The sequence below is a fragment of the Achromobacter sp. NCFB-sbj8-Ac1-l genome (assembly GCF_052695805.1).
The window spans coordinates 6,288,787-6,314,496 of the sequence record NZ_CP199812.1 but is presented as its reverse complement, the minus strand read 5'-3'; the positions used below and the strand labels follow the sequence as shown (position 1 = coordinate 6,314,496).

33 protein-coding genes are annotated in these 25,710 nt (G+C 63.3%); 23 read left to right on the top strand and 10 right to left on the bottom strand.

Features of this window, described 5'->3' with window-relative positions; genetic code table 11:
- Positions 1-2 precede the first annotated feature (2 nt).
- Genes ACUDP5_RS29000 through ACUDP5_RS28980 form a run of 5 tightly spaced genes read right to left on the bottom strand, consistent with a single transcriptional unit; the run spans position 3 to position 4,641 of the window.
- Complete coding sequence (locus tag ACUDP5_RS29000; protein WP_263913067.1) at positions 3-1,013, bottom strand: branched-chain amino acid ABC transporter permease; 1,011 nt, start codon at positions 1,011-1,013, stop codon at positions 3-5.
- Positions 1,010-1,762 carry an ABC transporter ATP-binding protein gene (locus tag ACUDP5_RS28995; RefSeq protein ID WP_263913066.1) on the bottom strand — a complete coding sequence of 251 codons (753 nt, stop codon included), beginning with the start codon at positions 1,760-1,762 and terminating at the stop codon, positions 1,010-1,012. Before ACUDP5_RS28995 ends, ACUDP5_RS29000 begins: the two co-directional genes overlap by 4 nt.
- Complete coding sequence (locus ACUDP5_RS28990) at positions 1,759-2,544, bottom strand: ABC transporter ATP-binding protein (protein ID WP_445657859.1); 786 nt, start codon at positions 2,542-2,544, stop codon at positions 1,759-1,761. The genes ACUDP5_RS28995 and ACUDP5_RS28990 overlap by 4 nt, the downstream gene beginning before the upstream one ends.
- A gap of 12 nt (positions 2,545-2,556) precedes the next feature.
- Positions 2,557-3,729 carry a substrate-binding domain-containing protein gene (locus tag ACUDP5_RS28985; protein WP_263913064.1) on the bottom strand — a complete coding sequence of 391 codons (1,173 nt, stop codon included), beginning with the start codon at positions 3,727-3,729 and terminating at the stop codon, positions 2,557-2,559.
- Between the two features lie 15 nt (positions 3,730-3,744).
- Positions 3,745-4,641, bottom strand: coding sequence for an alpha/beta hydrolase (locus ACUDP5_RS28980; RefSeq protein ID WP_263913063.1), 897 nt, complete (start codon positions 4,639-4,641; stop codon positions 3,745-3,747).
- Positions 4,642-4,807: 166 nt separating this feature from the next.
- On the opposite strand from ACUDP5_RS28980, the gene ACUDP5_RS28975 reads away from it, so the two are divergent.
- Positions 4,808-5,767: an AraC-like ligand-binding domain-containing protein gene (locus tag ACUDP5_RS28975; RefSeq protein WP_263913062.1), complete on the top strand. Its 960-nt coding sequence runs from the start codon at positions 4,808-4,810 to the stop codon at positions 5,765-5,767.
- Between the two features lie 76 nt (positions 5,768-5,843).
- Here the strand turns inward: ACUDP5_RS28975 and ACUDP5_RS28970 are convergent, their stop codons facing one another.
- Together ACUDP5_RS28970 and ACUDP5_RS28965 are read right to left on the bottom strand one after the other, a co-directional pair.
- Positions 5,844-8,003, bottom strand: coding sequence for a metallophosphoesterase (locus ACUDP5_RS28970; protein WP_445657858.1), 2,160 nt, complete (start codon positions 8,001-8,003; stop codon positions 5,844-5,846).
- A 206-nt stretch (positions 8,004-8,209) separates the two neighbouring features.
- Complete coding sequence (locus ACUDP5_RS28965; protein ID WP_025136332.1) at positions 8,210-9,637, bottom strand: NAD-dependent succinate-semialdehyde dehydrogenase; 1,428 nt, start codon at positions 9,635-9,637, stop codon at positions 8,210-8,212.
- A gap of 184 nt (positions 9,638-9,821) precedes the next feature.
- Here ACUDP5_RS28965 and ACUDP5_RS28960 point away from each other — a divergent pair, with 184 nt between their 5' ends.
- The 19 genes from ACUDP5_RS28960 to rplQ all read left to right on the top strand — a co-directional run bounded on the left by ACUDP5_RS28960 (position 9,822) and on the right by rplQ (position 20,011).
- On the top strand, positions 9,822-10,586 hold the full coding sequence (locus ACUDP5_RS28960) for an aspartyl/asparaginyl beta-hydroxylase domain-containing protein (RefSeq protein WP_263913060.1): 765 nt from the start codon (positions 9,822-9,824) through the stop codon (positions 10,584-10,586).
- A 378-nt stretch (positions 10,587-10,964) separates the two neighbouring features.
- Entirely contained in the window at positions 10,965-11,333 is a 369-nt protein-coding gene (rplN, locus tag ACUDP5_RS28955; protein WP_006216531.1) for a 50S ribosomal protein L14, read from the top strand.
- Between the two features lie 11 nt (positions 11,334-11,344).
- Positions 11,345-11,665: a 50S ribosomal protein L24 gene (gene rplX, locus ACUDP5_RS28950; RefSeq protein WP_006389623.1), complete on the top strand. Its 321-nt coding sequence runs from the start codon at positions 11,345-11,347 to the stop codon at positions 11,663-11,665.
- Positions 11,666-11,677: 12 nt separating this feature from the next.
- On the top strand, positions 11,678-12,217 hold the full coding sequence (gene rplE, locus ACUDP5_RS28945) for a 50S ribosomal protein L5 (RefSeq protein WP_263913059.1): 540 nt from the start codon (positions 11,678-11,680) through the stop codon (positions 12,215-12,217).
- Between the two features lie 12 nt (positions 12,218-12,229).
- On the top strand, positions 12,230-12,535 hold the full coding sequence (rpsN, locus tag ACUDP5_RS28940; protein WP_006227037.1) for a 30S ribosomal protein S14: 306 nt from the start codon (positions 12,230-12,232) through the stop codon (positions 12,533-12,535).
- A gap of 10 nt (positions 12,536-12,545) precedes the next feature.
- Positions 12,546-12,941, top strand: coding sequence for a 30S ribosomal protein S8 (rpsH, locus tag ACUDP5_RS28935; protein WP_006216525.1), 396 nt, complete (start codon positions 12,546-12,548; stop codon positions 12,939-12,941).
- A gap of 12 nt (positions 12,942-12,953) precedes the next feature.
- Positions 12,954-13,487 carry a 50S ribosomal protein L6 gene (gene rplF, locus ACUDP5_RS28930; RefSeq protein ID WP_025136329.1) on the top strand — a complete coding sequence of 178 codons (534 nt, stop codon included), beginning with the start codon at positions 12,954-12,956 and terminating at the stop codon, positions 13,485-13,487.
- A 21-nt stretch (positions 13,488-13,508) separates the two neighbouring features.
- Positions 13,509-13,874 carry a 50S ribosomal protein L18 gene (rplR, locus tag ACUDP5_RS28925; protein WP_013397004.1) on the top strand — a complete coding sequence of 122 codons (366 nt, stop codon included), beginning with the start codon at positions 13,509-13,511 and terminating at the stop codon, positions 13,872-13,874.
- A gap of 15 nt (positions 13,875-13,889) precedes the next feature.
- Positions 13,890-14,411, top strand: a complete 522-nt coding sequence (rpsE, locus tag ACUDP5_RS28920) for a 30S ribosomal protein S5 (protein WP_006389628.1) — start codon at positions 13,890-13,892, stop codon at positions 14,409-14,411.
- A gap of 3 nt (positions 14,412-14,414) precedes the next feature.
- Positions 14,415-14,600, top strand: a complete 186-nt coding sequence (rpmD, locus tag ACUDP5_RS28915) for a 50S ribosomal protein L30 (RefSeq protein WP_006216520.1) — start codon at positions 14,415-14,417, stop codon at positions 14,598-14,600.
- Between the two features lie 9 nt (positions 14,601-14,609).
- On the top strand, positions 14,610-15,050 hold the full coding sequence (gene rplO / locus ACUDP5_RS28910; protein WP_043541568.1) for a 50S ribosomal protein L15: 441 nt from the start codon (positions 14,610-14,612) through the stop codon (positions 15,048-15,050).
- Positions 15,051-15,064: 14 nt separating this feature from the next.
- Positions 15,065-16,390, top strand: a complete 1,326-nt coding sequence (gene secY, locus ACUDP5_RS28905; RefSeq protein WP_025136326.1) for a preprotein translocase subunit SecY — start codon at positions 15,065-15,067, stop codon at positions 16,388-16,390.
- 8 nt (positions 16,391-16,398) lie between these two features.
- Entirely contained in the window at positions 16,399-16,617 is a 219-nt protein-coding gene (gene infA, locus ACUDP5_RS28900; RefSeq protein WP_003806927.1) for a translation initiation factor IF-1, read from the top strand.
- A 34-nt stretch (positions 16,618-16,651) separates the two neighbouring features.
- Complete coding sequence (rpmJ, locus tag ACUDP5_RS28895) at positions 16,652-16,765, top strand: 50S ribosomal protein L36 (protein ID WP_003806928.1); 114 nt, start codon at positions 16,652-16,654, stop codon at positions 16,763-16,765.
- Between the two features lie 43 nt (positions 16,766-16,808).
- Positions 16,809-17,174, top strand: a complete 366-nt coding sequence (rpsM, locus tag ACUDP5_RS28890) for a 30S ribosomal protein S13 (RefSeq protein ID WP_006216517.1) — start codon at positions 16,809-16,811, stop codon at positions 17,172-17,174.
- Between the two features lie 15 nt (positions 17,175-17,189).
- Positions 17,190-17,591 (top strand): 30S ribosomal protein S11, encoded by a 402-nt coding sequence (gene rpsK / locus ACUDP5_RS28885; RefSeq protein ID WP_006216516.1) that lies wholly within the window; start codon positions 17,190-17,192, stop codon positions 17,589-17,591.
- Between the two features lie 11 nt (positions 17,592-17,602).
- Positions 17,603-18,226 (top strand): 30S ribosomal protein S4, encoded by a 624-nt coding sequence (rpsD, locus tag ACUDP5_RS28880; protein ID WP_263913058.1) that lies wholly within the window; start codon positions 17,603-17,605, stop codon positions 18,224-18,226.
- 216 nt (positions 18,227-18,442) lie between these two features.
- The gene (locus tag ACUDP5_RS28875) at positions 18,443-19,429 is read left to right on the top strand and encodes a DNA-directed RNA polymerase subunit alpha (protein WP_006216514.1); all 987 of its coding nucleotides are present in this window, start codon (positions 18,443-18,445) and stop codon (positions 19,427-19,429) included.
- A 186-nt stretch (positions 19,430-19,615) separates the two neighbouring features.
- Complete coding sequence (rplQ, locus tag ACUDP5_RS28870; protein WP_025136324.1) at positions 19,616-20,011, top strand: 50S ribosomal protein L17; 396 nt, start codon at positions 19,616-19,618, stop codon at positions 20,009-20,011.
- A gap of 195 nt (positions 20,012-20,206) precedes the next feature.
- On the opposite strand, the gene ACUDP5_RS28865 is transcribed toward rplQ, so the two are convergent.
- On the bottom strand, positions 20,207-20,644 hold the full coding sequence (locus tag ACUDP5_RS28865; protein ID WP_263913057.1) for an HIT family protein: 438 nt from the start codon (positions 20,642-20,644) through the stop codon (positions 20,207-20,209).
- 130 nt (positions 20,645-20,774) lie between these two features.
- Between ACUDP5_RS28865 and cutA the strand changes: the two genes are divergently transcribed.
- From cutA to ACUDP5_RS28850, 3 genes are all read left to right on the top strand, one after another.
- Positions 20,775-21,122, top strand: coding sequence for a divalent-cation tolerance protein CutA (gene cutA, locus ACUDP5_RS28860; RefSeq protein ID WP_445657857.1), 348 nt, complete (start codon positions 20,775-20,777; stop codon positions 21,120-21,122).
- Positions 21,122-22,990, top strand: a complete 1,869-nt coding sequence (gene dsbD / locus ACUDP5_RS28855) for a protein-disulfide reductase DsbD (protein ID WP_445657856.1) — start codon at positions 21,122-21,124, stop codon at positions 22,988-22,990. The genes cutA and dsbD overlap by 1 nt, the downstream gene beginning before the upstream one ends.
- A 131-nt stretch (positions 22,991-23,121) precedes the next feature.
- Positions 23,122-23,973 carry a DMT family transporter gene (locus ACUDP5_RS28850; protein WP_263913089.1) on the top strand — a complete coding sequence of 284 codons (852 nt, stop codon included), beginning with the start codon at positions 23,122-23,124 and terminating at the stop codon, positions 23,971-23,973.
- Here the strand turns inward: ACUDP5_RS28850 and hemB are convergent.
- The gene (gene hemB, locus ACUDP5_RS28845) at positions 23,970-24,986 is read right to left on the bottom strand and encodes a porphobilinogen synthase (protein WP_263913054.1); all 1,017 of its coding nucleotides are present in this window, start codon (positions 24,984-24,986) and stop codon (positions 23,970-23,972) included. The genes ACUDP5_RS28850 and hemB overlap by 4 nt on opposite strands.
- Entirely contained in the window at positions 24,983-25,606 is a 624-nt protein-coding gene (gene yihA, locus ACUDP5_RS28840) for a ribosome biogenesis GTP-binding protein YihA/YsxC (RefSeq protein ID WP_025136320.1), read from the bottom strand. Before yihA ends, hemB begins: the two co-directional genes overlap by 4 nt.
- Positions 25,607-25,710 lie beyond the last annotated feature (104 nt).

Sequence of the window (25,710 nt, the reverse complement as noted above, 5' to 3'; positions counted from 1 at the left end):
TCCTAGCGGTTCGTGACCGGATACACGCCTTGCGGGCGCCACAGCAATATGGCGACCATCAGGGCGATATTCGAAAACAGCGCGGCCTTGGGCATCAGGAAGCCGGTGTAGTTGGCCATCAGGCCCACCAGCAAAGCGCCGATCAGGCAGCCGACGGTGGATCCCAGCCCGCCGATCATGATGACGATGAAGATCAGTACATTCACCTGGGCACCCAGCTGCGGCACGATGGATTGCTGGTAAAGGCCCCACAGCACGCCGCCCAGGCCGGCCAGCATGGAACCGGCCACGAAGACGCCGACGAACAAGTGGCGGATGCGGTAACCCAGGCTCTCGACCATTTCGCGGTCTTCGACGCCCGCACGGATCAAGAGGCCCAGCTTGGTGCGGTTGAGCAGCCAGAGCATGCCGCCCAGCACGCCCAGGCCGACCACCAGCGCGACGATGCGGAATTTCTCGATGGCGGCATCGCCGACCAGCACCGCGCCTCGCAGCGCGTCAGGCAATGGCAGCGACAGCGTCTGCGGGCCCCACAGCATCTTGATGATCTCTTCGCCGATGATCATGCCGCCCATGGTGATGAGGATCTGCTTCAGATGCTGGCCATAGACGGGGCGCACAATCACACGTTCGAACGCGATGCCTACGGCACCAGCCACCAGCATGCCCACGATCAAGGCGGGCAGTACGGCGGCAAGGTTCAGCCACAGGCTGCCGGACTGGGTCCAGTCGGCCATCGAACCCAGCACCGTGGCGGCCATGTAGGCGCCGATCGCGATGAACAGGCCATGGCCGAAGTTCAGTACGTCCATCAGGCCGAACACTAGCGTCATGCCCGAGGCCACGATGAAGATGATCATGCCCATCGCCAGGCCGGCGAAGGTCAGTGTGATCCAGGTCGAGAACGAGCCGATGAGGGGCAGGGCGATGGCGGCCAGTGCCAGGACCAGCAGCACGGGGCGCAGGTCGGCACGCGTGCGCGGCAGCGGGGCGTCGATATCGGCAGCGGTCATTGGTGGGCTCCCAGGGACAGGCCCAGCAGGCGGGTCTGCAGCGCCTCGTCTTGCGCCAGCTGCGTCATGCTGCCAGCGTGCACGACGCGACCGTTGTCCATGACCGCGACGTGATCGCCCACTTGGCGGGCGAAATTGAAATTCTGCTCCACCAGCAAGATGGTGGTGCAGGCCTGCTTGAGTTCGATGAAGGCGTCGATCATGTTCTGGATGATGGCGGGCGCCAGGCCCTTGCTGGGTTCGTCCACCAGCAGCAGGCGACGTGGCTCGATGATGGCGCGAGCCACGGCCAGCATCTGCTTCTGGCCGCCCGACAGCTTGCCGGCGGGGTGCAGCCAGAATTTCCTGAGCGCCGGAAAGAAGCCGAAGATCCATTCCAGTCGGGCGGTGTCGAGTTGAGTGGCGTTAGGCGCCTGGCGGGCCGCCAGCAGGATGTTCTCCTTGACCGACAGGTCGGCAAAGATGCCCATGTTCTCGGGCACATAGGCGATGCCCAGGCGCGCCATGTCGGGGGGCGAGGTGCGTACGCCCGGGCCGCCAGCCGGCGTGCCGTCGAAGGCGATGCGGCCCTGCGTGGCCTTCCACAGGCCCATGATGGTGCGCAGCGTGGTGGTCTTGCCGGCGCCGTTGCGGCCCAGCAGCATGGTGACCGCCGCGGGTGGCACGGCCAGGTCCACGCCGTGCAGGATGTGGTACGCGCCGATATGCGTGTGCACGTCGTTCAGTTCCAGCAGCGGGGCCTGGGTCACTGGGGCGTCCTTACGGAAGGGGCTGTCGAAGGGCTGACGCCCAGGTAGGCCTGTTGCACGATGGGCGAAGCGATCACCTCGGCGGGTTCGCCGTCGGCCATCAACTGGCCGTTGTGCAGCACCACGATGCGATCGGCCAGTTCGCGCACGACGTCCATCTTGTGCTCTACCAGCAGGATCGTCTTGGTCGGGTCCTGCTTGATCTCGCGGATCAGGTGCAGCACGACGGGTACGTCGTCCACGCTCATGCCGGCGGTGGGTTCGTCGAACATGAATACTTGGGGTTCAAGCGCGATCAGCATGGCGATCTCGAGCTTGCGTTGATCGCCATGCGGCAAGTCGGCGGCCAGCTGGTCGCGGCGTGCGGTGAGCCGCGTGCGCTCCAGCAAGGCGTCGGCGCGTGTCAGCAGATTGCGGTCGTCGTCCCAGGTGCGCCAGAGTCGGATCTGGCGCCAGCCCAGGCCTTGCTGGCGCGATTGCAGCGCCAGCCGCACGTTCTCGTGCACGGACAGGCGCGGAAACAATTGCGTGAGTTGAAACGCGCGACCCAGGCCGGCGTGCATGCGGGCCGGCGCCGACAGGCCGGTCAGGTCGCGGCCGTTCAGATGTACGGAACCCGCGCTGGCACGCAGTTGCCCGGAGATCAGGTTGAAGTAGGTGGTCTTGCCCGCGCCGTTGGGGCCGACGATGGCCGTCAGGCTGCCGGGCGTGAAGCGGCAGCTCACGGCGTTGACGGCCACGTGACCGCCAAAGCGGATCGTGAGCGATTGGGTTTCCAGCATGGAAGACAGGGCTCAGCGTTTGTTCTGGATCGGCACGGCCATCTGGTCGGGCGTGATTTCCTTGACCAGGTCCTGCACGGCCCACGGCACCGAGGGGTCGTTCTTGATGCGGAAGTGGTACATCGACTGCATGGCCTGGTGGTCTTCGGGACGGAAGATCATCTTGCCCTTGGGCGTGTCGAAGCTCATGCCCTCCATGGCTTTGATCAGCGTGTCCGTGTCGGAATTGCCGGCGGTCTTGTTCAGCGCGGCCACCAACGCGATACCGGCCGACATGCCGCCGGCAGTGAAGAAGTCCGGGGGCTGGCCATAGCGCTTCTGATGTTCGGCCACCAGCCAGTCGTTGATCGGGTTCTTCGGAATGCCGTAGTAGTAATAGGTGGCGCCTTCCATGCCGGCCAGCGGCTTGAGCGGCGTCATGGCGGCGAGCGTGTTGCCGCCTGTGGCGATTTCAATGCCGAAGCGCTTGGGGTCCAGGTCGGCGATCTTGAACGGATTGCCGGCGCCTGCCCACAGGATGAAGATGATCTTGCGGCCGGGCTTGTCCTTGAGCGCGTCGAACAGGCGCTGGGCACCCGCCGTGAAGTCGGTGGCATTGGCCGGCAGGTATTCCTCGTGCACGATCTTGGCCTGCTTGAGCGCGCCCTTGAAGGCCTTGACGCCGTCGCGGCCGAACGCGTAGTCCTGTGCCAGCATCGCGATGGACGTGCCAGCCTGGTCGAAGGCGACGGCGTTGGCGATGGCGTCCTGCGAGGAATTGCGGCCCGTGCGGAAGATGTACTTGTTCCACTTGTCGCCCGTGATCGAATCGGCAACGGCGGGCTCCACCAGCAGGATCTTCTCGTATTCCTCGGCGATGGGCAGCATCGCCAGTGCAACGCCGGACGATGTGGGGCCCACGGCGATGTCGGCGTTGTCGTCGGCATAGGCGGACGCGAGCTGGGCGCGTGCGACGTCCGGCTTGCCTTGGTTGTCTTTTTCGATGACGCGAATCTTGCGGCCGGCCACCGTCATGCTGCCCTGGGTGGCATATTCCAGGCCCAGCATCAGGCCGTTGTGGGTCTGCTTGGCATAGGCCTCCAGCGGGCCGGTCTTGTCGTAGACATGCGCCACGACGAAATCCTTGGCCGCGGCGGCGGAACTCATGCACAGGCCAACCAGCGTGGCAAGCAATAAGCGTTTCATGGAAGTCTCCTTGTTCTACGGATTGCCGGCGGCGGCAACGGCGCCTGAGGTGGCAAGAAAGCGGCGGACGGCGTCGATCTGCGGCGCGACGTTCAGCGCAGGGGCATGGCCGCAGTCGGGGAAGTCGATGCGTTGGGCGCGTGGACCGCGTTCGGTCATGGCATGCGCGACCTCGGGCAGCAGCAGGTCGGAATCGGCGCCGCGCAGCAGCAGCAGTGGTATGTCCAGGCTGTCGTATTCGGTCCAGCGCTCGTAGTCGGTGGGGTGATGGCTGAACTGGCCGACGATGGCCGGATCGTAGTGGGCGGTGACGCGGCCGTCGGACAAGCGGCGCACCGACGTTTCTGCCATGCGGCGCCATTGTTCGTCGCTTTGCCAGCCGTAGGGCTTGTAGGCGGCGCGCAGCCAGGTCTCGAGTTCCGTTACCGTGTCGAAGGCAGGCGGATTGCCGGCATACGCCAGGATGCGTGCGATGGCCGGTTGCGGCAGCGTGGGGCCGATATCGTTGACCACCAGGTGCGAGACGCGACCTTTGAGCGTGGTGGCGGCGGCGAGCATGCCGGTGGCGCCACCCATCGACGTGCCGACCCAGCGCACCCGTGTCAGCGCCAGCCCGTCGAGCAGGGCCCGGGCCAATCTGGCGTAGAACCCGAGCTGGTACTCCGCGACCGGATCCGGACTCCATTGAGACAGGCCGCGACCGATCGTGTCGGGGCAGATGATGCGATAGTCATCGGCCAGCGCCTGCGCCAGTTCGTCGAAATCGCGACCGGTCCTGGCCAGGCCATGCCACATGATGAGCGCGGGGGCGCCGGGGTCACCCCACTCGGTGTAGTGCAGCTCGCGGCCCTCGCAGCGCAGATAGCGTGAAGCCGGTGCGTGGCGGACGGCCTGGATGGACGCGTTGGCCATGAGTCTCCTCCCGGGTTGTCCAGGTTGTATGCTTATCGGGCTGAATATAGACTTGCGCCGAGCGCGGCCACAATGCGCCAGACCACCTGTGGCAGGGTGAGTCAAGAATATGTAGACGCAGGATCACGAGCGACCAGCCCGACCCCGCGAACCAGGAGACAGCGCCATGCCCGATACGGAATTTGCCATTTCGGCCATTGCCGGCGCCGAGCGCCGCGACCAATGGCGCGCGGCCTTGTCCGATGCCTTCGGGCCGTTCGAGGTGCATCATGGCCAGGGCGGCCGTTTCGCCGGTCATGTGCGCTACGTGCGGCGGGCCAGCCTGCAGTTCAACGACCTGCACTATCAGGGACAGAAGATCGAGCGCACTGCCGGCAACGTGTCCCGGCTGGACCAGGAGTTCTACACGTTCGGCCTGCCGTTGGCAGGCCCGCTGGCGGTTCAGCAGCAGGGCCGCGAATTCCAGGTCGAGCCGGGTTGCGTCTACCTGATGAACCAGAGTCTGCCCTACCAGGCCACTGCCTTGGGCGTCGACGGCTACCGCAGCCTGAGCGTGTCGTTTCCGCGCAGCGCACTGTCGCAACGCGATTCCCGCATCGGTCCGTTCTACAAGCTGCGCGTCGATGACGGATCGCCACGGGGGGCGATGCTGGCCAGCTACATGGACCACCTGTTCAAGGGCCTGGACGGTTGGACGGCGGCCGAAGCGGCGGAACTGGGCGAACGGCTGATCGACCTGATCGTGCTGTTCGTCGTGCAGCCAGGACAGGGCCATGCGTCGGCTTCAGACAGCAGCGTCACCATGGCGCACCGGCAACGGGCCATGGCCTATATCCGCCAGCATCTCGCCGATCCGGCGCTGACGCCTCTGCAGGTCGCGCAGGGCTGTGGCTTGTCGGTGGCCTATCTGCACCGCGTCTTCCAGGCCGGTGACCTGTCCGTGGAAAGCTTCGTGTTCGACCAACGCCTGGAGCGCTGCCGGGAATTGCTGCTGAATCCCGCACAACGTCACCGCGGTATCGCCGAATTGGCCTACCAGGCCGGCTTCGCGCATCCCTCGCACTTCAGCCGCCTGTTCAAGCAGCGATTCGGCATGTCGCCGCGCGAGTGGCGCTCGCGCGGCTAGATCGCAGTGGTACGACAGCGAAAAAAGGCCCGCTTGCGCGGGCCTTGTCGTATCCGGCGTCGGGTCGGACACCGCGTCAGAAGGGCGAGGGCTGGGTCGAGAGGTTGACGACGGTATTGCTCTTCAGATCAACGAGGATGTGCTCGGACGGCAGGCCGTCGGCCAGCTTCAACATGATCGCCATCAGCGGCTTGAAGCGGGCCTTGAACATGTCCGCCAGGGTGTTCGCATCACTGACGCGGTCTCCGTTGAGCTGCAGGCCGGCGTTGGTCTGGCTCAGCGCCTGCGCCAGCAGCTTGTACTGGCTGGCGCGTTGGGCCGGAATGTCGGCATAGGCCAGGTCGCCGGCGTTGGCCAGGCGCACGAAATCGCCCGCCAGGTCCAGCGCCTGCCACTTCGCGAAGTCCGTCAACTGCATGCCATGCGCTAGGGCCAGCGCCTGTGCGCGGTTCTGGGCGTCGGCAAGGTCTGCGGCATACGCAGGGTTGCTGGCATTGGGGCCGCCGGCGGTGTACAGGCAGTTGAAGAACTCGGGCGTCAGCTTGTTCTGGTCACCGGTGTTCTTCAGTTCCGCCAGCGTCACCGTGGTACGCAGCTGCGACAGCACCAGCATGTCGGCGCCTGTCAGGGGGCTCTTGACCAGCTCGCGCATTTCGCAGCGCCAGTCGTCGTTGAGCAGGCGCAGGCGCACCAGTTCGCTCATGTAGCGATAGTTGAAGTCGCCATAGTCCTTGGCGTCCAGGATGGACACGTTCCAGCGCGGCGGTACGTCATACGCGTTCTCGGCGCGGTACAGGTCGAACAGCTCGTCGAAGCGCGGTACCTTGTCCAGGCGGATCGTCTTGACCTCGACCTCGGTGGCGCTTTGCAGCGTCATGATCTTGTAGGCCGGCACGTAGGCGGCCATGGACGGAGCCTGGATGTTGAACAGCGCCGTGTCGCCGCCATACGTGCGCACCGCCATGTCATTGAAATGCATGTGGCCGCCCACGTGGAGCTTCAGGCCGGTCTCGGCCAGCGCGCGGGTGGTGTTTTCCGCCGGGCGGCGCACCATCTGCATCTTGTTGGCGCCCAGCAGCGCTTCGATGTCGTCCGAGGCGCCGTTGAAGAATTCCGTCATCGGGAAATGGCTGAACGCGATCACCTGCTTGCCCTGCGCCTTGCCGCGGGCCACCACATCGGCCAGCCACTTGATCACGTGGGACTTGTGCGTGAGCATCTTGTTGTAGCCCTGGTCGCCCGAACCGGTGAAGTCATTCGGGCCGGTACCCGTCGGCACGTAGACGTTGGCGTCCAGGCCCACCAGCCACACGCCCTTGACGGGTTCGACCACGTAGGACGTGTCCGGCACCATCTTGCACAGGGTATAGTTCGACGGCTTGTTGGGGCCGCCCGTGCCCTGGGCGCAGATTTCGTACTGGCGATTGATCCAGCCGGCTTGCGACAGCGCGGTGTTGTAGTTGTAGTCCTCGTACTTGTAGGTGCTGTACGGGGTTTCGTAATACACATACTGCGGCTTGGGCATGAAGCCGTGCTGGGCCAGGGCGTCGGTAATGCCCGCATACCCCATGTGCAGCACTTCTTCGGTGCAGTAGGTGTTGCCCACGCGAGCCCAGTCGCCGGCATAGGGTGTGCTGCAGGCGGCGTTGCCGCCGCGGCTATAGATGGGCTGCGAGAAGCCGATGGCGCCGGTGGCCGGGTCCAGGCCCAGGTAGTCGCTCTTGCCGTTGGCCTGGTTGAAGGGCCGTACCGGATCGTGGTTGCCGGGGGCGGCGAAGAACTGGATGCCGTACTTGCCTGCGTACTCGTCCATTATCTTGACCAGGCCGCGCATGTGCACCGGCTGGCCGTCGTCCGAGAAGTCGCCGGGCAGGGCGATGTACTTCACGCCGCGCCTGGCCGCGTCATCCAGTGCCGCCAGGAACGCAAAGTAGTTTTCGTTGAACAGCCGCGTCGACGTCAGCTGCGCATACATCGTGCGGATGGTGGCGTTGTCGCCGCGCTTCGGGTTGGGGATGCCGGGGAATGACCCGTCCTTGAAATCCGCATAGATGTCATGGAAGTGGATGTCCGGCATGAAGGCCACCTGCACAGGGGCGGGTGGCGGCGTTGCTGGCGTTTCGGCTACCGGAGGCGCGTTGCCGTTGTCGTCGTCCTTGTCGCCACCGCAGGCGGCAAGCAAGGCCGTCAGCGCCACCGCGCCCGCGCAGCGGGCGAAACGTTGATATCGGTTCATGGTGCTTCTTTCTCTTTTCGGAACAAGTTCTTCTTCAGGCGACTATTTCCCCGTTCCTGGGAAGTCGCGCCCGCGAGCGAGGCGCAATCCTGGGGGTTCAGGATGACAGCGTGATGAAAGAATGGCGCCAAAGCTGTCCACGAACGTCTGCACCGGCAGGCGAAAAAAAAGCCCCTTGCGGGGCTTTTTGCGAGAGGGCGCTTGGGTCAGATGTGCGTGATGAACTTCGTGACCAGGTAGCCATCGAACGTTTCGAGGCCGCCTTCGCTGCCGATGCCGCTGTCCTTGATGCCGCCGAACGGCGTCTCGGCCAGGGCGCTGCCGAAATGGTTGATGTTGACCATGCCGGCTTCCAGGCCGTTGGAGACCTTGGTGGCGGTCTGCAGCGAGTTGGTGAACACATAGGAAGACAGCCCGAACGGCAGGCTGTTGGCGCGCGCCAGCACTTCATCGGTGTCGGTGAAGCGAACCACCGGCGCGACCGGACCGAAAGGTTCTTCGGTCATCAGCATGGAGTTGTCGGGCAGGTCGGTCACGACCGTGGGGGCGAAGAAGAAGCCCTTGCGGTCCAGGGGGCCACCGCCCACCACCACCTTGCCGCCGTGTTTCTTGGCGTCGTCGATGAAGGCGCTCATGGCGGGGACGCGGCGCTCGTGGGCCAGCGGACCCATGTCGGTGCCGGCTTCCAGGCCGTCGCCGACCTTGATGTTCTTGAGCACGTCGGTAAAGCGCGCCAGGAACTGTTCGTAGGCGCCGTTCTGTACGTAGAAGCGGGTGGGCGACACGCAGACCTGGCCAGCGTTGCGGACCTTGAACTTGGCCAGCATGGTGGCGGCGCGGTCGATGTCGGCGTCATCGAACACCAGCACGGGCGAATGGCCGCCCAGCTCCATGGTGACTCGCTTCATGTGTGCGCCGGCCAACGCGGCCAGCTGCTTGCCCACCGGCACGGAACCGGTGAACGAGACCTTGCGCACGATGGGCGAACGGATCAGGTAGTCGGAAATCTTGGCGGGTTCGCCCCAGACGATGTTCAGGCAGCCCTTGGGCAGGCCGGCATCGTGGAACATGCGGGCGATGGCCATGACGGCGCTGGGCGAGTCTTCAGGACCCTTCAGCACCACCGTGCAACCGGCGCCGAGTGCGGCGGCGATCTTGCGGATGGCCTGGTTGTACGGGAAGTTCCAGGGCGTGAACGCGGCGCAGACGCCAATGGGTTCGCGCACGACGATCTGGCGCACATCGGGGTTGCGCGGCTGAATCACGCGGCCGTAGATGCGGCGACATTCCTCGGCGTGCCAGTCGGCGTGCTCGGCGCAGGAAGTGACTTCGCCGACCGCTTCGGCCAGGGGCTTGCCCTGGTCCAGCGTCATGTTGCGGCCGATTTCCTTGGCGCGTTCGCGCGACAGCGTGGCGACCTTGCGCAGGATGGCGGAACGGTCCATGGGAGAAGATTTCTTCCAGGATTCGAACGCGCGCTGGGCGGCGGCTAGCGCGCGATCCAGATCCGCTTCGGTGGCGTGGGGCAGCTGGCCGAGCACTTCCAGCGTGGCCGGGTTGATGACGTCCTGGGTGCGCCTGCCCTCGCCGGCAACGAATTCGCCGTCGATATACAGCGCCAACTGTTCATACATGCCTGTCTTTCCTTGCGAAATAGGAGTGGGTAGCGATCGCGGTCGCCCATGCCAGTCTAAACCAGCTTGCCGGCCGCGGGGAGGTCCAATTCCGGCGGCCGCCTAGGAGCCAATGGACGGCGCTTGCATGCGACGGGCGCGGTCGACAAAATGGTGCATCTTTGGCTGTCTATATAAATCCATTGTGCAACCCGTCGATACGCGTCCGCCCGGCCAGCCCAGTGTCTATTCCCGCGTTTTCTTCCGTTTCATCGATTGGCTGCGCCATCGGATCGCGCTGGCGTCCCTGGTGGGTGACCATCCCATCTTCAAGAACAGCCAGTTCCCGTGGGTGGCCGCGCTCGAGGCCCAGGCACCCGCCATCCGTGCCGAACTGGTGGCCCTGTTGGCCGAGCGCCAGCAACTGCCGTCCTTTCATGAACTGTCCCCTGATGTGGGCATGATCACGTCCGACGACCAGTGGAAGACCTTCGTTTTCATGGGCTACGGACTGCGCTCCGAGCGCAACCTGGCGCGGTGCCCGGCCACCGCCCGGGCGCTGCAGGGCATCCCGGGCCTGCGCACCGCGTTCTATTCCATTCTGGAACCCGGCAAGCGCATCCCCTTGCATACCGGCCCCTATAACGGCGTGCTGCGCCTGCACCTGGGGCTGGTGGTGCCCGAGCCGGCCGAGCGTTGCTGGATCGAGGTGGGAGGCGAGCGCTATTGCTGGCGGGAAGGCGAGGCCGTGGTGTTCGACGATCTGTACCCCCACCAGGTGCACAACGACACGGCCGGCACTCGGGCCGTGCTGTTCGTCGACTTCGAGCGCCCCTGCCGGGCGCCCATCAGGTGGCTCAACCGGCTGGTGCTGATGGCCGCGCCGTTCACCGACGAAATCCGTCGCGGCAAGGCCAACCACGATGCCTGGGAGCGGAATTACTATCGCGACAAAACGGGGGCAGATTGATCGCCCCGTGTCACTGGCCTGGCAAATGTCCCGGGACCGCCGCTCGTGTCGAGTTTTCCACAGGCGCTGTCGCGTATTTGCTCACTATCTCAACAAAGGGCTTGCGCTCAAAATCTAACCAGGCTAGAATGGTCAGCTTTCCCAGATTGTCGATTGGCCAGGACTAGCCCGGGCCAACGTGTTGGGGGAATACCCGCAGGATTTCAACCCAGGGTCGTTGCGTTGCCACCAGTTGATGGTCTTTGAAGCGAAAGCTTGAAGCACCAGCCAACAATAAAGCAGGGCGGCTGACCTGACGGGACCAAAACTGGCAGGAATTGCAGTGTTCCCTTTTTTGGGGAAAACCGTATTTCCAGTTAAGTTGGAACAGGAAAAATCATGATCCAAATGCAGACCACGCTGGACGTGGCCGATAACACTGGTGCGCGTCATGTCATGTGCATTAAGGTGCTCGGTGGCTCCAAGCGCCGTTATGCCGGTATCGGCGACATCATCAAGGTGAGCGTCAAAGATGCGGCTCCGCGCGGACGCGTCAAGAAAGGCGAAATTTACAATGCCGTGGTGGTTCGTACCGCCAAGGGCGTGCGCCGTAAAGACGGTTCGCTGATTCGTTTCGGTGGCAATGCCGCCGTGTTGCTCAACGCCAAGCTGGAGCCCATCGGCACCCGCATCTTCGGACCCGTTACGCGTGAACTGCGTACCGAGAAGTTCATGAAGATCGTGTCGCTGGCCCCGGAAGTGCTGTAAGGAGCCCTACGATGAACAACATTCGTAAAGGCGACGAAGTCATCGTCCTGACCGGCCGCGACAAGAAGCGTCGCGGTACCGTGCTGGCCCGCGTTGATGCCGACCACGTCCTGGTCGAAGGCGTCAACGTCGTCAAGAAGCACGTGAAAGCCAACCCGATGGCCAACAACCCGGGTGGCATCGTCGAAAAGACCATGCCGATCCACATCTCGAATGTGGCGCTCTTCAACCCCGCCACCGGTCGTGGCGACCGCGTCGGCGTGCAAGAAGTCGAAGGCCGCAAGGTTCGCGTGTTCCGTTCCAATGGTGCCGTTGTCGGCGCCAAGGCGTAAGGGGCGAAAGACATGTCTCGTTTGCAAGATTTCTACAAGAGCAAGGTCGCTGGCGACCTGCAGGCCAAGTTCGGCTACAAGAGCGTCATGGAAGTGCCGCGCATCACCAAGATCACCCTGAACATGGGTGTCTCGGAAGCCGTCGCCGACAAGAAGGTCATCGAACACGCTGTGGGTGACCTGACCAAGATCGCTGGCCAAAAGCCGGTCATCACCAAGACCAAGAAGGCTATCGCCGGTTTCAAGATCCGCGAAAACTACCCGATTGGTTGCATGGTCACGCTGCGTGGTCAACGCATGTACGAATTCCTGGATCGCCTGGTGGCGGTTGCGCTGCCTCGCGTGCGCGACTTCCGCGGTATCTCGGGTCGTGCGTTCGACGGCCGTGGCAACTACAACATCGGGGTGAAAGAGCAGATCATTTTCCCCGAAATCGAGTACGACAAGATCGACGCGCTGCGTGGGCTGAACATCAGCATCACCACCACCGCGAAGACCGACGAAGAAGCCAAGGCGCTGTTGACGGCCTTCAGCTTCCCGTTCCGTAACTAAGGGGCTGATGACGTGGCTAAACTTTCCCTCATCAATCGCGACATCAAGCGCGCCAAGCTGGCTGACAAGTTCGCTGCCAAGCGCGCTGAGTTGAAGTCGATCATCGACGACCAGTCGAAGACCGACGAAGAACGTTACCAAGCTCGGCTCAAGCTGCAACAGCTGCCGCGCAATGCCAACCCGACGCGTCAACGTAACCGTTGCGTGGTCACCGGTCGTCCGCGCGGTGTGTTCCGCAAGTTCGGCCTGACGCGCCACAAACTGCGTGAAATGGCGATGAAGGGCGAAATCCCCGGCATCACCAAGGCCAGCTGGTAGGAGAAACAATATGAGCATGAGCGATCCCATCGCCGATATGCTGACCCGCATTCGCAATGCGCAGCAAGTGGACAAAGTTACGGTGAGCATGCCCTCCTCGAAGCTGAAGGCGGCTATTGCCGCTGTGCTGAAAGACGAAGGCTACATCGACAGCTTTGAAATCAAGGGCACCCAGGCCAAGCCTGAGCTCGAGATCACCCTGAAGTACTACGCTGGCCGTCCGGTTATCGAGCGCATCGAACGCGTCTCGCGCCCTGGTCTGCGTATCTACAAGGGCCGTACCAGCATTCCTCAGGTCATGAACGGCCTGGGCGTGGCTATCGTTTCGACCTCGCGCGGCGTCATGACCGACCGTAAGGCTCGCGCCAACGGCGTCGGCGGCGAAGTGCTGTGCTACGTGGCCTAAGGAGAAATTCGAATGTCACGTATCGCTAAGTATCCGGTCGAACTGCCCAAGGGTGTCGAAGCTGACATCAAGCAGGATCAGATCACTGTCAAGGGCCCGCTGGGTTCCTTGACCCAAGCCCTGACTGGCGACGTCACGGTTGCGTTGGACAACGGCAAACTCACGTTTGTCGCCGCCAACGAAACCCGTCACGCCAACGCCATGTCGGGTACCGTGCGCGCGCTCGTGGCCAACATGGTCAACGGCGTGAGCAAGGGATTCGAGCGCAAGCTGAATCTGGTTGGCGTGGGTTACCGCGCCTCGATTCAAGGCGACGCCGTTAAGCTGCAGCTCGGTTTCTCGCACGACGTTTTGCACCAGTTGCCGGCCGGTATCAAGGCCGAATGCCCCACCCAGACGGAAATCGTCATCAAGGGCTCCAACAAGCAAGTCGTCGGTCAGGTGGCCGCTGAAATCCGCGCGTACCGCGAACCCGAACCCTACAAGGGCAAGGGTGTGCGTTACTCGGACGAACGCGTCGTCATCAAAGAAACCAAGAAGAAATAACGGCGCACGCAAGGACGAATCATGGACAAAAAAGTTTCCCGTTTGCGTCGTGCGGTTCCGACCCGCCGGAAGATCAACGAGCTGCGCGTTCACCGCCTCTCGATCTTCCGCTCGAACCAGCACATCTACGCCAATATCATTTCGCCGGAAGGCGATCGCGTTCTGGTCAGCGCCTCGACGGTGGAAGCCGAAGTGCGTGCGCAACTGGCCGGCCAAACCGGTCAGGGCGGCAACAAGGCCGCTGCTTCGCTGGTTGGCAAGCGCGTGGCCGAAAAGGCCAAGGCTGCCGGTATCGAACTGGTCGCTTTCGATCGCTCGGGCTTTCGTTACCATGGCCGCGTGAAAGCGCTGGCCGATGCCGCGCGTGAAGCCGGCCTGAAGTTCTAAGCGAGGATCTGTCAAATGGCTAAAGTACAAGGCAAGAACGCCGCGGAAAAAGAGAACGATGACGGCCTCCGCGAAAAGATGATCGCGGTCAACCGCGTGAGCAAAGTGGTCAAGGGTGGTCGCACCATGAGCTTTGCCGCGCTGACCGTGGTTGGCGATGGCGATGGCCGCGTCGGCATGGGCAAGGGCAAGGCGCGTGAAGTGCCGGTGTCCGTTCAGAAAGCTATGGAACAGGCCCGTCGCGGCATGTTCAAGGTGGCCCTGAAGAACGGCACGCTGCACCACACCGTGGTCGGCAAGCATGGCGCCGCTACCGTGCTGATTTCGCCCGCTGCTGAAGGTACCGGCGTTATCGCCGGCGGCCCGATGCGCGCTATTTTCGAAGTGATGGGTGTGCGTAACGTGGTTGCCAAGAGCCTGGGCTCGAGCAACCCCTACAACATGGTTCGCGCCACGTTGAATGGCCTGCGCGCCTCCCTGACCCCGGCGGATGTTGCTGCCAAGCGCGGCAAGACCGTCGAAGAAATCCTGGGGTAAATCATGGCTCAGAAGCAGATCAAAGTGACCCTCGTGCGCTCCGTGATCGGTACCAAGCAATCGCACCGTGACACGGTTCGCGGTTTGGGCTTGGGCCGCATCAACAGCAGCCGCGTGCTGGTCGATACGCCCGAGGTGCGTGGGATGATCCGTAAGGTGGATTATCTCGTTTCCGTCTCGGAAGCCTAAGGAATCACCATGTCGGATATGCAACTTAATTCGCTGAAGCCCGCTGAGGGCAGCAAGCACGCCAAGCGCCGCGTCGGCCGTGGTATCGGTTCGGGTCTGGGTAAAACCGCCGGCCGTGGCCACAAGGGTCAGAAGTCGCGCTCGGGCGGTTTCCATAAGGTTGGCTTCGAAGGCGGTCAAATGCCGCTGCAGCGTCGCCTGCCCAAGCGTGGTTTCACCCCGCTCGGTCAGCACCTGTACGCCGAAGTCCGTCTGTCGGACCTGCAAGCCCTGCCCATCGACGAAGTCGACGTGCAAGTGCTGAAGGCGGCTGGCGTGATTGGCCAGGCGGTTCGTTACGCCAAGGTCATCAAGTCGGGTGAACTCTCGCGCAAGGTCGTGCTCAAGGGCATTACCGCGACGGCTGGCGCTCGCGCCGCCATCGAAGCCGCGGGCGGCTCGCTTGCTTGATCACGAGGTGACGAGTGGCTAACGCGCAGGCATTGGGCAAAACCGGAGCACGGTACGGCGACCTTAAACGCCGCCTCGTGTTCCTGGTGCTCGCCCTGGTGGTTTACCGTTTGGGTACACACATCCCCGTACCGGGTATCAACCCGGATGCGCTGGCGGACTTGTTCCGTCAGAACCAGGGCGGGATCCTGGGCCTGTTCAACATGTTCTCGGGCGGGGCGCTCTCGCGCTTCTCGATTTTTGCCCTGGGGATCATGCCGTACATTTCGGCATCCATCATCATGCAGTTGATGTCGGTGGTGGTGCCGTCGCTGGAAGCGCTCAAGAAAGAGGGCGAAGCCGGTCGTCGGAAGATTACCCAATACACCCGCTACGGCACGGTCGTGCTGGCGCTGGTGCAGGCTGTGGGCATTTCGGTAGCGTTGGAGTCCCAGCAGGGACTGGTGATCGATCCGGGCATGCTGTTCCGCTTTACGACCGTCGTGACCCTGGTCACTGGCACCATGTTCGTCATGTGGCTGGGTGAACAGATCACGGAACGTGGTCTTGGCAACGGGATTTCCATCCTGATCTTCGCAGGTATCGTTGCGGGTCTGCCCGCGGCGCTGGCTGCACTGTTGGACCTGGTCCGCACCAACGCGATGTCTGTGCTTTCCGCACTGTTCATCGTGGCTCTGGTGGTGCTGGTTACCGCTTTTGTGGTGTTCGTGGAACGCGGACAGCGCAAGATCACGGTGAACTACGCCAAGCGTCAGGTCGGCAACAAGGTCTACGGTGGTCAAAGCTCGCACTTGCCGCTGAAGCTGAACATGGCCGGGGTGATTCCGCCGATCTTCGCGTCGTCGATCATCCTGTTCCCGGCAACGATCACGAGCTGGTTCTCCAGCAGTGAGAACATGCGCTGGCTTAGCGACCTGGCTGCGGCCCTGTCGCCTCGTCAACCGCTCTACATCACGCTGTACTCGGTCGCGATTATTTTCTTCTGCTTTTTCTACACGGCTCTGGTGTTCAACAGCCGCGAAACGGCGGACAACCTGAAGAAGAGTGGTGCGTTTGTTCCGGGCATTCGTCCGGGTGAACAAACAGCGCGCTACATCGACAAGATCCTGATGCGTCTGACGCTCGCAGGTGCCATCTACATCACGTTGGTGTGCCTGTTGCCGGAATTCTTGGTGATGCGCTGGAACGTTCCCTTCTATTTCGGTGGTACGTCTCTGTTGATTATTGTGGTGGTGACGATGGATTTCATGGCACAGGTTCAGGCCTACATGATGTCTCACCAGTACGACTCGTTGCTCAAGAAGGCTAACTTCAAGGGCGCGGGTTTGCCGATGCGGTAAGCAAAAGAATGTCCAAGGACGACGTCATTCAGATGCAAGGCGAGGTTCTTGAGAACCTCCCGAACGCGACATTTCGCGTCAAGCTCGAAAACGGCCACGTGGTGTTGGGCCATATTTCCGGCAAGATGCGTATGCATTACATCCGGATCCTGCCGGGTGACAAGGTCACAGTGGAGCTCACGCCCTATGATCTGACGCGAGCCAGGATAGTTTTCCGCTCCAAATGAGCGGAACCGGATTACGGAAAATTAGGAGTCAACCATGAAAGTAATGGCATCGGTTAAGCGGATCTGCCGCAACTGCAAAGTTATCAAACGTCACGGCGTGGTGCGTGTTATCTGCACCGACCCGCGTCACAAGCAGCGTCAAGGCTAACTCGGGTTAGCGACTACGCAACAGATTTATTCAAGGAATAGTCATGGCCCGTATTGCTGGCATTAACATCCCGCCGCAACAGCACGCCGAGATCGGCCTGACCGCCATTTTTGGCATCGGTCGTACGCGCGCTCGCAAGATTTGCGAAGCGGCAAACGTACCCTTTGACAAAAAGGTCAAGGATCTGAACGACGCTGAATTGGAACGCGTCCGCGAACATGTTGGTTTGTTCACGGTTGAAGGCGACCTGCGTCGTGAAGTACAGCTCTCGATCAAGCGTTTGATCGACCTGGGAACCTACCGCGGTATGCGTCACAAGCGCGGTTTGCCCGTGCGCGGCCAGCGCACTCGCACCAACGCCCGGACCCGCAAGGGCCCGCGTCGTGCTGCTGCGTCCCTGAAGAAATAATCGAGGAACTGGATTATGGCGAAAGCTTCCACCAGCGGCGCTTCGCGCGTGCGCAAAAAGGTCAAGAAGAACGTCTCGGACGGCATCGCGCACGTTCACGCTTCGTTCAACAACACCATCATCACCATCACCGACCGTCAGGGCAACGCTTTGTCGTGGGCCACTTCGGGCGGTGCTGGCTTCAAGGGTTCGCGTAAGTCGACCCCGTTCGCCGCGCAGGTTGCTGCTGAAACGGCTGGCCGCGTTGCGCTGGAATACGGCATCAAGACGCTGGAAGTTCGCATCAAGGGCCCCGGTCCTGGCCGCGAATCCTCCGTTCGCGCTCTGAACGCGCTGGGCATCAAGATTTCGAGCATTGCCGACATCACGCCCGTTCCGCACAACGGCTGCCGTCCGCCGAAGCGTCGTCGTATCTAAAGGGAATCCACATGGCACGTTATATTGGACCCAAATGCAAGCTCTCGCGCCGCGAGGGTACTGACCTGTTCCTGAAGAGCGCCCGTCGCTCGCTGGATTCCAAGTGCAAGCTGGATTCCAAGCCTGGCCAACACGGCCGCACTTCGGGTGCCCGCACTTCCGACTACGGCCTGCAGCTGCGCGAAAAGCAAAAGCTCAAGCGCATGTACGGCGTGCTGGAAAAGCAATTCCGCAAGTACTTCGCTGAAGCCGAGCGTCGCCGTGGCAACACCGGCGAAACGCTGATCCAGCTGCTGGAATCGCGCCTGGACAACGTCGTCTACCGCATGGGCTTCGGCTCGACCCGCGCTGAAGCTCGCCAGCTGGTGAGCCACCGCGCCATCGAACTGAACGGCCATACCGCCGACATCGCTTCGATGCTGGTCAAGGCTGGCGACGTGGTCTCGATCCGTGAAAAGGCCAAGAAACAAGGCCGTATCAAGGAATCGCTCGACCTGGCCACCAGCATCGGCATCCCCCAGTGGGTGGAAGTCGACACGACCAAGCTGACCGGTACGTTCAAGTCGGTCCCCGATCGCGCTGACGTCGCTCGCGACATCAACGAATCGATGGTCGTCGAACTGTACTCGCGTTAATCACGCCTGCCGGCGCCTCCTTCGCAAGGCGCTGGCGAGCTGGTCTCGCGACCCGTTTGCATGTCCCGCAGCAGCCCGCTTTCCGCCTTTTGGCGGCGGCGGGCTTTGCGGTAAGTATCGGCCGGTGTTTTTTGCACCGACCGAGTTTCATGTTTCACCCTGTCCATCAGCCTTATCGGTGTAACGAGCCGAGGGTATTGAAAAGGAACACAGTACATGTCCACTCAAGGTTTCCTGAAGCCGCGCTCCATTGAAGTCGAACCGGTCGGCACCCACCATGCCAAGATCGTGATGGAGCCGTTCGAGCGTGGCTACGGTCATACGCTGGGCAACGCCCTGCGCCGCATCCTGCTGTCTTCGATGACCGGCTACGCGCCGACCGAAGTCCAGATGACGGGCGTGGTGCACGAATACTCGACCATCCCGGGCGTTCGCGAAGATGTCGTCGACATCCTGCTGAACCTGAAGGGCGTGGTCTTCAAGCTGCACAATCGTGACGAAGTCACCCTGGTCCTGCGCAAGACCGGCGCCGGCACCGTGCTGGCCAGCGACATCGAGCTGCCGCACGACGTCGAGATCATCAACCCCGGCCATGCCATCTGCAACCTGACGGACGCAGGCAAGCTGGAAATGCAGATCAAGGTCGAAAAGGGCCGCGGCTACGTGCCGGGCAACGTGCGCGCGCTGTCGGAAGACCGTACCCACACCATCGGCCGCATCGTGCTGGACGCGTCGTTCAGCCCGGTTCGCCGCGTGAGCTACGCGGTTGAAAGCGCCCGTGTGGAACAGCGCACCGACCTGGACAAGCTGGTCCTGGACATCGAAACCAACGGCGTGATCTCGCCCGAGGAAGCGGTGCGCCAGTCGGCCCGCATCCTGATGGACCAGATCTCGGTTTTCGCTGCCCTGGAAGGCGCTGGCGATTCGTACGAAGCTCCGGTTCGCGGCACGCCGCAGATCGACCCGGTCCTGCTGCGTCCGGTCGACGACCTGGAACTGACCGTGCGTTCGGCCAACTGCCTGAAGGCCGAAAACATCTACTACATCGGCGACCTGATCCAGCGTACCGAAAACGAGCTGCTCAAGACCCCGAACCTGGGTCGCAAGTCGCTCAACGAGATCAAGGAAGTCCTGGCTGCACGTGGCTTGACCCTCGGCATGAAGCTCGAGAACTGGCCGCCCCTGGGCCTGGAGCGTCCCTAAGTCTTGAAGGGTGGCGCCTCTGGAAAGGGGCGTCTCCCGCAGCGCCCGGCCTCACCGCCGGGCGGTTTGCGAAACCGTCGTAAAATGCACCGTTTTCTACCGGACCGCGGCCTGATTGCAGGTTGATAGAAGAGCCGGACAACCCGATGGCGGAAACGCCTTCAATAGATTCAAAGGATACTTATCATGCGTCACGGTAATGGCTTGCGTAAGCTCAACCGCACCAGCAGTCACCGTCTTGCCATGTTCCGCAACATGGCCGTTTCGTTGATCACCCACGAAGCCATCAAGACCACGCTGCCGAAGGCGAAAGAATTGCGCCGCGTCATCGAACCCCTGATCACGCTGGGTAAAGAACCCACCCTCGCGAACAAGCGTCTGGCTTTTGCCCGTCTGCGCGATCGCGACGCCGTGGTGAAGCTGTTCGCCGAAATCGGCCCGCGCTACGCGGCCCGTAACGGCGGCTACACCCGCGTGCTGAAGATGGGTTTCCGTCAAGGCGACAACGCTCCCATGGCTTTCATGGAGCTGGTCGACCGTCCGGAAGTCGATGAAGCCGCTGAGGACAGCGCCGCCGAATAAGCTTCGGTTGCGCGATGAGTAGCAAGGGCGGGTCTTCGGACCCGCCCTTGTTTTTTGTGGCGTCCGGATAAGCGCCGTCCGAGCGAGGGGCAACGGGTACAAGATCCGGTCACGGGCTCAAGTGAAGCGGCGCAGGGCCCGGGATCAGATCAGCGCGTTGGCTGAGGGCGCCAGAACGGTCTCCGGGAGCGTCCGCTACGACGCGTGCAGTTCGCCCCGCAATTGTGCTGCGGCGGCCTCCAGCGCCTCTTTAGACGCCTGTGGCGGCATCCGGAAGGTCAGGTCCTGCTGCGCGATGTACTGGGTCGAGGTGACGTCCTGCGGATGGTGCATGGGAATCACGTGCGCATGGGTGTGAGCCACGTGTATGCCCGTGAACGCGAATGCCACGCGGTCTACGTTGTACAGGCGCTTCATGTGCCGCCCCAGCTTCTGGCCCAGGTTGACGATGTGCCCGGCCAGGTCGGCTGGCATGTCTTCGTAGTAGGGGTAGTGCTGCTTGGGGATGATGAGCGTGTGCCCCGCGCGCACCGGCTGGATGTCCAGGAACGCCATCAGGCGGTCGTCTTCGTGGATGATGTGGGCCGGGATTTCGTGGCGGGCGATGCGGCAGAACAGGCAGTTATCGGACATGCTTGCCTCGGTGGGTACGGAGACGCGCGACGGCGCGGCGCAGCCGCAAGTCCGGCCGTGGAGGGCGGTGGCGGCAATACCGATAAAATACCCCGAGTTACATCCCACACGGCTACCCCAAGGAGGCCCCATGTTGCGCGATGACGACGTCGTGCTGGTCATCAGCAACGCGCCGGACCTGCTGCTGGCCAAACGTATCGCCCACGTGCTGGTCGAAGACGGACTGGCGGCCTGCGTGAACCTTGGCGCCCCGGGCCTGTCCATCTACCTGTGGCAAGGCGTGGTCGAGGGGACGGAAGAAATCCCCATTCACATCAAAACCACCTACGCGCGCCACCAGGCCGTGGTCCAGGCCCTGGCGCAGATGCATCCCTACGACGTGCCCGAAATCATTGTGCTGCCGGTCATCGGCGGCGCCGCGCCCTATCTGGATTGGGTGCGCGAGCAGACGGCCGTCTCGCAGAACAAGAGAGACTGATGTTGCAACTCGCGGTTCCAGCCGGCGCGCCGGCGCGTGCCTTTTTCTCCAGAATGCTGGCCCTGTTGGCAATGTCGCTCTTGCTGTGGGGTTGGAGTGCGTCGGCGCGCGCCGATGCCGAATTTCTCGAACCGGAAAAGGCCTTTGTCTTCAGTGCGATGATGGCGGCGCCGGATACGGTCGAACTGCGTTTTCGCGTCGCGCCCGGCTATTACATGTACCGCGAGCGTTTCGGCATCACGATCAGTCCGTTGGGTGCGGCGACCTTGGGCGAGCCTGTCTATCCGAAGGGGGAGGTCAAGTACGACCCGACCTTCGAAAAGGACATGGAGGTCTATCACAAGGATGTCGTGATCCGGGTGCCGGTGGCCCCAGGCGGCCAGCCTTTCACGCTGACGTTGACCGGCCAGGGCTGTGCCGATGCCGGCCTGTGCTACCCCCCGATGGACAGCAGCGTGAAGCTGACGCCCGTGGCGGGGGGCTATGCCGTGGCGGGCGCCGGCGCGTCCGCCGCGCCGGCATCGTCCGGCGGCCTGAGCGCGCTGGTGAATGCGGGCGATACCGGCCTGGCCGATGCGTTGGGCGGGCTGGGCTGGGTCAAGACGGCCGGCGTGTTCCTGGTGCTGGGCTTGTTGCTGGCGTTCACGCCGTGCGTATTGCCGATGATTCCCATTCTTTCGTCGATCGTGCTGGGCGGGGCCAGCCAGGCCCGCCCGAGTCGCGGCCGGGGCCTGGCGCTGGCCGCGACCTACGTGTTGGGCATGTCCGTGGTCTATACCGCGCTGGGCGTGGCGGCCGGCTTGAGCGGCGCGGGTCTTGCCGCCTGGCTGCAGACGCCCTGGATCCTGACCTTGTTCGCGATTTTGCTGGCGGTGCTGGCGCTGGCGATGTTCGATGCCTTCACCTTCCAGATGCCGTCGGGCATCCAAGCGAAGTTGGCGGAGCGCTCGTCGCGCGTGCCGGGCGGCCGCTACACCGGCGCGTTGGTGATGGGCGCATTGTCGGCCCTGATCGTCGGGCCCTGCGTGGCCGCGCCGCTGGCCGGCGCGTTGCTGTACATCTCGCAGACCGGCGACGTGGTGCTGGGCGGTTCGGCCCTGTTCGCCATGGCCTGGGGCATGGGGGTGCCGCTCTTGATCGTGGGAGCTTCGTCCGGCGCACTGCTGCCCAAGGCGGGCCCCTGGATGGATGGCGTCAAGCGCCTGTTCGGCATGTTGTTGCTGGCGACGGCATGGTGGATGCTGATCCCGGTCGTGCCCACCTGGATGCAAATGACCGGCTGGGCCTTCCTGGCGATTGTCGGGGCCGTGATGCTGCGGGCGTTTGATGCGCTGCCAGCCGGCGCTGGCTCGGCGCGCATGTTCGGCAAGGGCCTGGGGCTGCTGTTGGCCCTGGCCGCCGCGGCGTGGCTGGTGGGGGCGGCCAGCGGCGGGCGCGACGTGCTGCAGCCCTTGTCCCATCTGGCATCGGGCGGCCCGGCCGCGGCCGGCGTGTCGGCCAATGCCGGTGAAGTGCATTTCAAGCGGGTGCGCAACAACGCCGAGCTCGACGCGCTGCTGGCGCAGAGCCAGCAGCCGGTGATGCTGGATTTCTATGCTGACTGGTGCGTGTCGTGTCGCGAGATGGAGCGCTTCACCTTCACCGATCCGGGGGTGGCGCAGCGCATGGCGGGCATGTTGCTGGTGCAGGCCGATGTCACGGCCAACAACGCCGACGATCGCGCACTGCTCAAGCGGTTCCGGCTGTTCGGCCCCCCGGGCATCATGTTCTTCGAGCCGGGTGGCAAGGAATTGCCCGATGCCCGCGTGGTGGGCTTCCAGGACGCCAAGCGTTTCACCGAGTCGCTGGACCGCGTGCTATTGCGCTGAGCGGCGCCCGGCCGCTACCATGAGGGCTTGCGTCGCGTGGGCGGCGCCCTCCATCCACCAGGCCGGCGCCCGTGACGTCTTCGACAGTTGCTGCAAGCCAGGACCGCACCGGTCTGATCTATCTTCAATTGATGTTCGTGATGGCCACGTGGGGCCTGAACATCGTCTCTATCAAGTACCTGACACAACACATGGACATCCGGGCCCTGGCGGCCGTGCGGATCGCCGTGGCGTTCGTTGCGGTCACGCTGATCGTCAAGGCCCGTCGTGGCCGCATTCCCCGGCTAGGTCGCGTGGAACTGGGCTGGGTGGCGCTGGCGGGCTTTCTGGTGGTGTACGCGCACCAGACCGCGTTGGTCTACGGCTTGCAGTTCTCGTCAGCCGCCAATGGCACGCTGCTGATGGCCACCAGCCCGCTGTTGTCGGCGCTGCTGGCGGCCTTGTTCTACCGTGAAAAGCTGACGTGGTTGCGCATTGCGGGCGCCTTGCTGGGCTTGGCCGGCGTGGCGATGGTGGTGATCGGCAGCGGCGCGCAGCTGGGCCTGACCGGCTGGGGCGACGCGATCGTGTTCCTGGCGGTCGCGGTGTTCGTGTTCGGCGGGCTGGTGATCCAGCGCATTTCGCGCACGCTCGATCCGCTGGCGATGCTCTGGTACATGTACCTGGCCGGTGGGCTGATGCTGGTGGTGCATGCCGTCCTGACGCCTGGCGCTTACGACACCGAGGGCTGGCGCATGACGTGGTGGCCGTGGATGGTGCTGCTGTTTTCGGCCGTGATCGCCTCGGGCGTCAGCAACATCATCTGGAATGCAGGCATCGCGCGGCTGGGGATCAGCCGCGCGGCGCTGTTCGTGAACTGGCTGCCGATCTTCGGCCTGCTGTTCGCCGCGCTGTTCCTGGACGAACACGTGACGCTGGTGCACGTGGCCGGCCTGGCCTGCATCTTGAGCGGGACTTGGCTCGGCCTGCGCCGCAGCGCCTAGTCGCGGTTCTTGAGCAGCTTGGCCGCCTCGATGGCGAAGTAGGTCAGGATGCCGTCGGCGCCGGCGCGCTTGAACGCCAGCAGGGCTTCCATCATGACCTTGTCGTGGTCCAGCCAGCCGTTGGCGGAGGCGGCCTTGATCATCGCGTATTCGCCGCTGACCTGATAGGCGAAGGTCGGCACGCGGAAGGTGTCTTTCACGCGGCGCAGCACGTCCAGGTAGGGCATGCCGGGCTTGACCATGACCATGTCGGCGCCTTCCTGCAGGTCGGCAGCGACTTCGCGCAGGGCTTCGTCCAGGTTGCCCGGGTCCATCTGGTAAGCCATTTTGTTGGACTTGCCCAGGTTGGTGGCGGACCCCACGGCGTCGCGGAACGGGCCGTAGAAGGCGCTGGCGTACTTGGCCGAGTAGGCCATGATCTGGGTGTGGATGTAGCCGTTGGCCTCGAGCGCACGGCGCACGGCGCCGATGCGGCCGTCCATCATGTCGCTGGGGGCGACCATGTCGACGCCGGCGGCGGCTTGCGTGAGCGCCTGCTTGACCAGGATCTCGACGGTAGGCTCGTTGACGACGTAGCCGTTTTCATCGATGACGCCGTCCTGGCCGTGGCTGGTGTAGGGGTCCAGCGCTACATCGCACAGCACGCCCAATTCAGGAAAACGTTTTTTCAGCTCGCGCACCACGCGCGGGATGAGGCCGTCGGGATTGGTGGCCTCGATGCCGTCGGGCGTCTTGAGCGACGGATCGATGGCGGGGAACAGCGACAGCACCGGGATGCCCAGCGATACACATTCTTCGGCCACCGCCATCAGCGTGTCCGGCGAGTAGCGGACCACGCCGGGCAGCGACGGCACGGCTTGCTTCAAGCCCGTGCCTTCGGCCACGAACACGGGGTAGATCAGGTCGTCCACCGTGAGGGTGTTTTCGCGCACCAGGCGGCGGGTGAAGGCGTCGCGACGCAGGCGGCGGGGGCGGGAAACCGGGAAGTCGGGGGTGATGATCTGCGGGTTCATGGTACGACCTTGGGAGAAATCCAGTTTTCTATGTGCGCGCCAGCTTCTTCCAGGCCGATGCGCTCGGGCGCCGAGAAGGGGATGGTGTGCAGGGCGCCGATGTCCGCCAGGTCTTTGCGCACGGAAAACACGGTGCGCATGCGCTGGCCGTAAGGCAGCTTGTCGGCTTTGGTGAGCAACGCCAGCACCGGGCGTCCGGTGGGGGCGATGAAGTTGGCCAGGCGCCGATCCAGTTCGGTGACGCCGCGGCGGATGTCGATGAGCAGCACGATGCCGACCAGCGATTCACGGTCGCGCAGATAGCCGCCCAGGATGTCGGCCCATTTTTCCTTCTCGTTGCGGGCGACCGACGCGTAGCCGTAGCCGGGCAGGTCGACGAGATAGCCGATGTGGCTTTCCGGATCCAGCGGATCGGGCAGGCTGAACATGTTGATCAGGCGCGTGCGGCCCGGCGTCTTGCTCGAGAAGGCAAGGCGGCGCTGGTTGCACAGCACGTTGATGGACGTGGATTTGCCCGCGTTGGACCGGCCGACAAAGCAGACCTCGGGTGCGCCGGCGGGCGGCAACTGGTCGAGGCGAGCTGCCGACGTGAGAAAAGAGGCGCGATGTAGGAGGGACACGGATGGCTTTGGATACGGTTGGTTTCGAGCCCTATTGTATAATCCGGCGTTTGCAACAGTGGTCCCCGTGCGCGGAGCCGTCTCTTTTGCTTACCGTTAAGGGC

What these genes read in the sequence shown, in the direction of transcription:
- rpsH (WP_006216525.1), top strand. Translation starts at nt 12,546, where the DNA reads ATGAGCATGAGCGATCCCATCGCCGATATGCTGACCCGCATTCGCAAT.
- ACUDP5_RS28980 (WP_263913063.1), bottom strand. Translation starts at nt 4,641, where the DNA reads ATGGCCAACGCGTCCATCCAGGCCGTCCGCCACGCACCGGCTTCACGC.
- infA (WP_003806927.1), top strand. Translation starts at nt 16,399, where the DNA reads ATGTCCAAGGACGACGTCATTCAGATGCAAGGCGAGGTTCTTGAGAAC.
- rplF (WP_025136329.1), top strand. Translation starts at nt 12,954, where the DNA reads ATGTCACGTATCGCTAAGTATCCGGTCGAACTGCCCAAGGGTGTCGAA.
- ACUDP5_RS28875 (WP_006216514.1), top strand. Translation starts at nt 18,443, where the DNA reads ATGTCCACTCAAGGTTTCCTGAAGCCGCGCTCCATTGAAGTCGAACCG.
- rpsD (WP_263913058.1), top strand. Translation starts at nt 17,603, where the DNA reads ATGGCACGTTATATTGGACCCAAATGCAAGCTCTCGCGCCGCGAGGGT.
- rpmJ (WP_003806928.1), top strand. Translation starts at nt 16,652, where the DNA reads ATGAAAGTAATGGCATCGGTTAAGCGGATCTGCCGCAACTGCAAAGTT.
- rpmD (WP_006216520.1), top strand. Translation starts at nt 14,415, where the DNA reads ATGGCTCAGAAGCAGATCAAAGTGACCCTCGTGCGCTCCGTGATCGGT.
- ACUDP5_RS28975 (WP_263913062.1), top strand. Translation starts at nt 4,808, where the DNA reads ATGCCCGATACGGAATTTGCCATTTCGGCCATTGCCGGCGCCGAGCGC.
- ACUDP5_RS28990 (WP_445657859.1), bottom strand. Translation starts at nt 2,544, where the DNA reads ATGCTGGAAACCCAATCGCTCACGATCCGCTTTGGCGGTCACGTGGCC.
- ACUDP5_RS29000 (WP_263913067.1), bottom strand. Translation starts at nt 1,013, where the DNA reads ATGACCGCTGCCGATATCGACGCCCCGCTGCCGCGCACGCGTGCCGAC.
- rpsM (WP_006216517.1), top strand. Translation starts at nt 16,809, where the DNA reads ATGGCCCGTATTGCTGGCATTAACATCCCGCCGCAACAGCACGCCGAG.
- cutA (WP_445657857.1), top strand. Translation starts at nt 20,775, where the DNA reads ATGTTGCGCGATGACGACGTCGTGCTGGTCATCAGCAACGCGCCGGAC.
- rpsE (WP_006389628.1), top strand. Translation starts at nt 13,890, where the DNA reads ATGGCTAAAGTACAAGGCAAGAACGCCGCGGAAAAAGAGAACGATGAC.
- ACUDP5_RS28965 (WP_025136332.1), bottom strand. Translation starts at nt 9,637, where the DNA reads ATGTATGAACAGTTGGCGCTGTATATCGACGGCGAATTCGTTGCCGGC.
- rplO (WP_043541568.1), top strand. Translation starts at nt 14,610, where the DNA reads ATGTCGGATATGCAACTTAATTCGCTGAAGCCCGCTGAGGGCAGCAAG.
- rplE (WP_263913059.1), top strand. Translation starts at nt 11,678, where the DNA reads ATGTCTCGTTTGCAAGATTTCTACAAGAGCAAGGTCGCTGGCGACCTG.
- dsbD (WP_445657856.1), top strand. Translation starts at nt 21,122, where the DNA reads ATGTTGCAACTCGCGGTTCCAGCCGGCGCGCCGGCGCGTGCCTTTTTC.
- ACUDP5_RS28850 (WP_263913089.1), top strand. Translation starts at nt 23,122, where the DNA reads ATGTTCGTGATGGCCACGTGGGGCCTGAACATCGTCTCTATCAAGTAC.
- rplN (WP_006216531.1), top strand. Translation starts at nt 10,965, where the DNA reads ATGATCCAAATGCAGACCACGCTGGACGTGGCCGATAACACTGGTGCG.
- rplR (WP_013397004.1), top strand. Translation starts at nt 13,509, where the DNA reads ATGGACAAAAAAGTTTCCCGTTTGCGTCGTGCGGTTCCGACCCGCCGG.
- ACUDP5_RS28970 (WP_445657858.1), bottom strand. Translation starts at nt 8,003, where the DNA reads ATGAACCGATATCAACGTTTCGCCCGCTGCGCGGGCGCGGTGGCGCTG.
- ACUDP5_RS28865 (WP_263913057.1), bottom strand. Translation starts at nt 20,644, where the DNA reads ATGTCCGATAACTGCCTGTTCTGCCGCATCGCCCGCCACGAAATCCCG.
- rpsK (WP_006216516.1), top strand. Translation starts at nt 17,190, where the DNA reads ATGGCGAAAGCTTCCACCAGCGGCGCTTCGCGCGTGCGCAAAAAGGTC.
- rplQ (WP_025136324.1), top strand. Translation starts at nt 19,616, where the DNA reads ATGCGTCACGGTAATGGCTTGCGTAAGCTCAACCGCACCAGCAGTCAC.
- rplX (WP_006389623.1), top strand. Translation starts at nt 11,345, where the DNA reads ATGAACAACATTCGTAAAGGCGACGAAGTCATCGTCCTGACCGGCCGC.
- ACUDP5_RS28985 (WP_263913064.1), bottom strand. Translation starts at nt 3,729, where the DNA reads ATGAAACGCTTATTGCTTGCCACGCTGGTTGGCCTGTGCATGAGTTCC.
- hemB (WP_263913054.1), bottom strand. Translation starts at nt 24,986, where the DNA reads ATGAACCCGCAGATCATCACCCCCGACTTCCCGGTTTCCCGCCCCCGC.